Genomic DNA, 6,292 nt, shown 5'->3' on the forward strand with positions numbered 1-6,292 from the left:
TATGGGGAAGGACCAGAAGAAACTTACACCCGAGCAACAAAAATATCAAACATTGCAGCAAAAGCATGAGCTGAAACGCCCCATCTTAAAAAACTGCCTTAGAGCCTTCTGGGTGGGCGGCGTAATTTGTGCAATTGGACAGGCCATTACGTATTTCTATATATATTATTTCAACTTTACAGAGCAAACAGCTGGAAATCCCACTGTTGCCACGATGGTTTTCCTTTCTATGCTTTTTACAGGCTTCGGCGTTTACGATCATATTGCCCAATACGGTGGAGCGGGAACTGCTGTACCTGTAACAGGGTTTGGAAATGCAGTTATTTCTGCAGCGATTGAACACAAAACGGAAGGATTTGTTCTTGGAGTTGGGGGAAACATGTTTAAGCTAGCGGGCTCTGTCATTTTATTCGGAGTCTTTTCAGCATTTGTTGTTGCTTTAATTAAAACGATATTAATTCAATGGGGTGTTTTGTAATGCTTAGAGGGAAGCAATCTTGGGTATTCCAGAATCGTCCTATTATTGCGGCAACCGGTGTATCAGGAGGTCCATTTGAAGCAAATGGTAAACTTGCGAATGATTTCGATGTTCTGCATGATGATTTATGGATGGGACAGGATTCATATGAAAAGGCTCACAGAGTACTAATTGAAGAAGCCTGCGAAGCAGCTTTAAAAAAGGGCAATCTGCAGGAAGACGATGTTCACTTCTATATTGCGGGAGATTTAATTAATCAAATTACCCCAACAAGCTTTAGTGCAAGAACGAATCAAATTCCGTATTTTGGAATATTCGGAGCTTGCTCTACTTCTATGGAGGGTTTAGCACTCGCCTCATTTATCATTAATAATCAAGGTGCCAAATATATACTTACAGGCGCAGCAAGTCATAATGCGGCTGCAGAAAGACAGTTTAGATATCCCACTGAATACGGCGGACAAAAGCCCCCTACAGCTCAATGGACGATTACTGGTGCAGGGATGGCCCTTGTAAAAGTAAACGAAGGCAATGAAAATCTTCCCTATACAACTGCTGCAACCATTGGCAAAGTCGTTGATATGGGAATCACGGACCCATTTAATATGGGGGGGGCGATGGCGCCTGCTGCTGCCGAAACCATTAAAGCTCATTTCAAGGATTTACAATTAGATCCATCATACTACGATTTAATTGTAACTGGAGATTTAGGACAAATTGGGCAAAGTGCAACTCATGAGTTATTGACGAATGCTGGATTGAAAATTGAAAAGGATAAATTCCAAGATTGTGGATTGCTTATATATAAAGACTATCAGCCAGTCAATTCCGGGGGGAGCGGAGCAGGCTGTTCAGCAACCGTTCTTTATGGACATTTGCTGAATCAAATGAAACAGGGTGTTTATAGGAGAATTTTAGCTGTGGCTACTGGCGCACTTTTGTCACCATTAACCTTTCAGCAAAATGAGACTATTCCCTGCATTGCACATGCGGTTTCAATCGAAATGGATAACAAGTGAAGGAGGGGTATACAGATGCTTCCAATGTTTTTTTGGGCTTTTGTCGTTGGAGGAATTATTTGTGTGATTGGCCAATTATTATTTGATGTTGCGAAACTAACACCAGGACATACTTTAAGCCTTCTTGTCGTGATAGGAGCCATCCTAGATGGTGTTGGTCTATATGAGCCATTAATTGATTTTGCTGGTGCTGGTGCAACTATCCCCATTACAAGCTTTGGGAACTCACTTGTTCATGGGGCGTTAAATGAAGCGGAGAAGCATGGCCTTGTAGGCGTATTAACAGGAATGTTTGAGGTCACAAGTTCAGGTATTTCCGCAGCTATCGTATTCGGATTTATCGGGGCCCTTATCTTTAAGCCAAAAGGATAAAAAATCCATTTCTTAAAATCATAAGACAAATATAGGAGCTTGCCCACACACCTTTTCATCATATTTCATATTGTGTTAAAGAATAAATAAAGTGAGGTGTAAGGATATGGGCTTTGGTTTCGGAGGATGCGGCTTTGGTGGATGTGGTTTTGGTGGCGGCTTCCACTCAAATTTCGTCTTGATTGTTGTGTTGTTTATCTTATTAATTATTGTTGGTGCCAGCTTTTTATAATACTTCTAAAAAACAGGTAGATGTTTTCCATTAGCCTGTTTTTTTTTCACGTTTTACGCCCAATTTCATAGTATATAAAGTAGTTTATGAAAGGGCGTGAATCTAAAAATGGATAATAATTTGTTTAAGAATATTGAGCAGAAAACTGGCGTTAATATGAAGGATGTATTTGAATTAGCTAATTCATTACAAAATGCAAATTTTAAAGATGAAAAAACAGTGAGAAGTGTCATTAGAAGGGTGTCGCAAATTGCAAATAGGCCAGTAAATAAAGAAACTGAGGACAAAATTGTAAAATCAATTATCACAGATGGCAAACAGCTTGATTTTGGCACCATTTCACAAATGATTAATAAAAAATAAAGAAAAAAAAGGCTGTCCTAAAGAAAAGGTGCCAGGCACCTTACAGGACAGTCTCTCTTATTGTTGCGAAAATTCCTTCATTACCATTGATTGCTTTGGAATAGCGGAAAGGAATCTTGAGGGGGCAGCCTGCTTTCCGCGTCTTTTTTCGGGAATTGAAATGTACAAGTATTCCATAGCTCTTGTAATTGCTACATACAGAAGTCGACGCTCCTCTTCAATTGAGGAAGAATCTCCATTCCGAAATGCTTCTAAGGCATAATCATGAGGCAAATTTCCATCAACGGTCCCTAATATATAGACGACTTTATACTCTAGTCCTTTTGCTCGGTGTATCGTGCTTAATGAAATAGCATTTTGATTTTTTTTGCTGAAAGCCTTCATTTCCTTATTCATAGCTCGCATATGGTCTGCGTGATTTAATAAATCCTCAATTGAAGTAAAGTTCCTTGCAGCAACTTTAAGGTCTTTAAGGTCATCAGAGCCTTTCTCCATCTTATTGCCATCAGCGCCCCTCTTTTTAACAAAGTCTTGAAATCCGAGCTCCTTTTCAATGGCTTCAATTGCTGAAACAGGTGACATTTGTGATAAAGATCGGATCACTTTTACACTCTTTTTCAATTTATTTTCTTGAAAAGAAAAACCTGTTTTTATATATTTCAGGCATTCAAGAAGGGAGCAATCTTTTAAAATACTTTCTGCGATCAAATCCCTCATCGCTGTTTGCTTTACAAAAAGAGCCGGAAGAATATTCTTAAGCGCATCTTGATTATCTTCAATAATAGACAGCTGTAAAAAGCTCAGCATACTTTTTACGATAAAACGGTCATAAAAAGACTCCGCATCCATTTCAATCCTGAAGGGAAGGCTGGAGTTAGTCAATCGTTCAAAAATGGCGCGGCTTCCGGTATTTGTACGGAATAAAACAACGATGTCACTTGGCTGAAAGCCTTCTGCTATTTTTTCCTGCATATCAGTAACAATTGCCGTCGCTTCTTCTTCTTCATCATAAGGGTAGAAAACAACTGGCGGATTTGTTCCAGATACTTGAGCTTGCATTTTCTTCACATGGCGATTTTTATTTTGTGAAATTACTTCATTTGCAGTAGATACAATTTCATGTGAAGAACGGTAATTTTGACTTAATATGACGATTTCTGCTGTAGAAAAGTCTTTTTCAAAATCTAGCAGGTATTGGGGATTACTGCCGCGAAAAGCATATATAGATTGGTCATCATCCCCAACTGCACATACATTTTGCGTTTGTGCTGACATCATTTTAATTAATTCATACTGTATTTTATTAATGTCTTGAAATTCATCAATTAAAAAGTATTGAAACCGCTTTTGGTACTTGGCTAGAATTGACGGTTCATTTTGAAATAATGTATAACATCCAAGCAGCATATCATCGAAATCAAACCATTCATTTTTCCTTTTCTCTTGCTCATAAAGCTGATAAAGAAGAGCAACCTGTTCCTCCCAGGCAGATTCAGGTCTAACCTGATCCGCGGGTATGATGGAATTTTTCCAAAAGCTAATTTGCTGTAAAGCGAGATCAAAGGCGAATTCCTTCTCATCTATGTTTAAGGTTCTTCCAGCCTGTTTTATAAGCTGGTCCCGCTGCCAGCCCTTGCTTAAAAGTTTAGAAGCAGACCATTCCTGGGGAGAATGAAAGACTAATATCCGATAGAAAAGACTATGAAAGGTGCCAGATACAATTTGCTGAATTTTATGTTGGTCAATGCTTGGGTAGGTCAAGAGCCTTTTCTTCATTTCTGCAGCGGCTTTCGCTGTAAAAGTAACGAGCATAATTGATTTTGGGTCAATTCCATGCTCAGTAATCATGAAAGCAGTTCTTGCTGTCAATACCCGAGTTTTTCCGCTGCCGGCTCCTGCAAGAACAAGGAGCGGTCCATTTACACGGGATACAGCCTTAGCCTGATTATGATCAAGAACGACACCAGCTTCTTTTAAATCATGTAAATAATGAAATGATTCATTCATTTCATATCGTTTGGCTGGAGTAAAAGGAGTTTTTATTTTCAATGTCTGTGCTTTTTTATAAGTGTTTCCTGCCGGAGTTTCTGCTGTTATGGATCGGGATTTTGGAATTCTAAATCCATTTTGTTCCTTATACTCTTGTTGTTCGTTATGTTTTGATATAAGGAGGGTTGGAGGATCCCCACACTTCTTATCTTCCTTATGTATATGATAAAAGAAAGGTTCCTTTTCAATCCCTATGTAGAACCGAACAGGATCACCACAAGCTGGGCAATGGAGCTTTCCCTTTTTGCCATTTTCATAAATAAATTGGTATAATTCTCGGTTCATATGATTCAAATCAATGATTGCATTATTAAACTTCGCTGTTTTCATCTAGTAATCCTCAACTTTGCCTTTGTTTAGACAAACCCTATCATAACAAAAAAGCATATGACTTCGAAAGTTTTTTAAGAAAATGGTCATAAATAGAAACCTATTTTCGTATTTCTATAGAAAGTGTTTGTACAAAGAAGGAGGAAAAAATGGGGTATATTATTCCAGTTAACCATTATCAATTTAGCCAATATGCGGAGAGAGTGGGTATCAAAAAGTATGACCCATATCGATTCGTTCCTATTAATCGAATAAAGCCTTCAGTCAATCCTTCAGAGAAAGAACATTCACACGAGCTAACCCCCACTGACAAAAAAACATCAGGAAAAAATCAGAAAGTGCCTAATGATCGAATGGAAAGATTATATGGAGAAATTACAGGGAAGGGACTTCTTTACAGTGACTTTGCCTAGTGGTAGTTACTTACGAAAAAAAACTTCTGTCAAGGTGACAGAAGTTTTTTTACAGATCTTTTTTCATTGTCCGATGGGGGATGCCTGCATCTAAAAACTCATCAGAGATTATTTCATAGCCTAAGCGGCTATAAAAAGGAATGGCATGTGTTTGGGCATTTAGCTTTACAGAATGAATGTCATGCTCTTTGGCATATTCCTCAATTTTCTGCATAATCATTTTTCCCGCACCAGTTTTTCGCTTGTCTTTAAGGACGCAAATTCTTTCAGCTTTCCCAATCCCATCAATTGTTCGAAATCTGCCTGCACCTATTGGAGATTCTCCGTCATATTGAACAAAATGAATGGCTAAGTCATCATACTGATCGATTTCTTCTTCTTCGGGAACCTGCTGTTCCTGAATAAAAACAATTTTGCGAACAGATAATGCATCCTGTAATTCTTGATGATTTCCTACGACTTTTACAATCATACTAGTTCCCTATTCCCTTCCAAGTCGAAATGTTTCGTATACAGTCCATGATCCGTTTTCTAGCTGATACAACAGGTGGAAACGGTCAACGCTGTCCTCATAATTAAATTGGTTCATTCTTAGCGTGCCATAAACATCTGAATGCTCATCATTAGAGAGGTTCTGCCCAACCGTAATATGAGGAACAAATGCATAATCGGAATTTTCGATATTAATTTTATCATTTATTTCGCTTTGAAGCTCTTTCAGCTCTTCTGATCCTTCTATTTTTAAATAGATAACATTGTTAACAGGTTTAAAAGAACTAAACTTTGTCGATTGGATATTAAAAGGCTGATAGTTGTTTGAAATTTCGTTTAAAGTAACTGTAAGCTGATCCATATCTTTTTCTGGTACATCGAATGATGATTTTAGCGTAATGTGCGGAGGAATTAAGGAATAATTCGGATCATACCTTTTTCGGTAAGAATTCGCAAAGTCCTGAAGTTTTTTTGATGGAAAAATAACAATACCTAATTTCATCACATGACCTCCATATTAGATTTTTAATGTATTATATAATAA

At 37.9% G+C, this 6,292-nt stretch carries 9 protein-coding genes; 6 read left to right on the top strand and 3 right to left on the bottom strand.

Annotated elements, in window-relative coordinates:
- Position 1 precedes the first annotated feature (1 nt).
- From spoVAC to V7127_RS18290, 5 genes are all read left to right on the top strand, one after another.
- Positions 2 to 478, top strand: coding sequence for a stage V sporulation protein AC (spoVAC, locus tag V7127_RS18270; protein ID WP_335345674.1), 477 nt, complete (start codon positions 2 to 4; stop codon positions 476 to 478).
- On the top strand, positions 478 to 1,497 hold the full coding sequence (spoVAD, locus tag V7127_RS18275) for a stage V sporulation protein AD (RefSeq protein ID WP_335345673.1): 1,020 nt from the start codon (positions 478 to 480) through the stop codon (positions 1,495 to 1,497). Before spoVAC ends, spoVAD begins: the two co-directional genes overlap by 1 nt.
- A 15-nt stretch (positions 1,498 to 1,512) precedes the next feature.
- Positions 1,513 to 1,869 carry a stage V sporulation protein AE gene (gene spoVAE, locus V7127_RS18280; RefSeq protein WP_066294855.1) on the top strand — a complete coding sequence of 119 codons (357 nt, stop codon included), beginning with the start codon at positions 1,513 to 1,515 and terminating at the stop codon, positions 1,867 to 1,869.
- 106 nt (positions 1,870 to 1,975) lie between these two features.
- Positions 1,976 to 2,101: a YjcZ family sporulation protein gene (locus V7127_RS18285; RefSeq protein WP_335345672.1), complete on the top strand. Its 126-nt coding sequence runs from the start codon at positions 1,976 to 1,978 to the stop codon at positions 2,099 to 2,101.
- Between the two features lie 108 nt (positions 2,102 to 2,209).
- Positions 2,210 to 2,464, top strand: coding sequence for a stage VI sporulation protein F (locus V7127_RS18290; protein WP_335345671.1), 255 nt, complete (start codon positions 2,210 to 2,212; stop codon positions 2,462 to 2,464).
- Positions 2,465 to 2,521: 57 nt separating this feature from the next.
- On the opposite strand, the gene V7127_RS18295 is transcribed toward V7127_RS18290, so the two are convergent.
- Positions 2,522 to 4,843 carry an ATP-dependent helicase gene (locus V7127_RS18295; RefSeq protein ID WP_335488439.1) on the bottom strand — a complete coding sequence of 774 codons (2,322 nt, stop codon included), beginning with the start codon at positions 4,841 to 4,843 and terminating at the stop codon, positions 2,522 to 2,524.
- Between the two features lie 149 nt (positions 4,844 to 4,992).
- On the opposite strand from V7127_RS18295, the gene V7127_RS18300 reads away from it, so the two are divergent.
- Complete coding sequence (locus tag V7127_RS18300) at positions 4,993 to 5,256, top strand: hypothetical protein (protein ID WP_335488442.1); 264 nt, start codon at positions 4,993 to 4,995, stop codon at positions 5,254 to 5,256.
- 49 nt (positions 5,257 to 5,305) lie between these two features.
- Here the strand turns inward: V7127_RS18300 and V7127_RS18305 are convergent, their stop codons facing one another.
- The gene (locus V7127_RS18305; RefSeq protein WP_335345668.1) at positions 5,306 to 5,728 is read right to left on the bottom strand and encodes a GNAT family N-acetyltransferase; all 423 of its coding nucleotides are present in this window, start codon (positions 5,726 to 5,728) and stop codon (positions 5,306 to 5,308) included.
- A 9-nt stretch (positions 5,729 to 5,737) separates the two neighbouring features.
- Complete coding sequence (locus tag V7127_RS18310) at positions 5,738 to 6,250, bottom strand: YjcG family protein (RefSeq protein WP_335354045.1); 513 nt, start codon at positions 6,248 to 6,250, stop codon at positions 5,738 to 5,740.
- Positions 6,251 to 6,292 lie beyond the last annotated feature (42 nt).

Origin of the sequence: Bacillus sp. JJ1773, from assembly GCF_036962035.1 — a bacterium.
In the GTDB taxonomy this organism is placed as follows: domain Bacteria; phylum Bacillota; class Bacilli; order Bacillales; family Cytobacillaceae; genus Cytobacillus.

Coding starts and splice junctions, on each gene's coding strand:
- spoVAC (WP_335345674.1), top strand. CDS start 2: ATGGGGAAGGACCAGAAGAAACTTACACCCGAGCAACAAAAATATCAA.
- spoVAD (WP_335345673.1), top strand. CDS start 478: ATGCTTAGAGGGAAGCAATCTTGGGTATTCCAGAATCGTCCTATTATT.
- spoVAE (WP_066294855.1), top strand. CDS start 1,513: ATGCTTCCAATGTTTTTTTGGGCTTTTGTCGTTGGAGGAATTATTTGT.
- V7127_RS18285 (WP_335345672.1), top strand. CDS start 1,976: ATGGGCTTTGGTTTCGGAGGATGCGGCTTTGGTGGATGTGGTTTTGGT.
- V7127_RS18290 (WP_335345671.1), top strand. CDS start 2,210: ATGGATAATAATTTGTTTAAGAATATTGAGCAGAAAACTGGCGTTAAT.
- V7127_RS18295 (WP_335488439.1), bottom strand. CDS start 4,843: ATGAAAACAGCGAAGTTTAATAATGCAATCATTGATTTGAATCATATG.
- V7127_RS18300 (WP_335488442.1), top strand. CDS start 4,993: ATGGGGTATATTATTCCAGTTAACCATTATCAATTTAGCCAATATGCG.
- V7127_RS18305 (WP_335345668.1), bottom strand. CDS start 5,728: ATGATTGTAAAAGTCGTAGGAAATCATCAAGAATTACAGGATGCATTA.
- V7127_RS18310 (WP_335354045.1), bottom strand. CDS start 6,250: ATGAAATTAGGTATTGTTATTTTTCCATCAAAAAAACTTCAGGACTTT.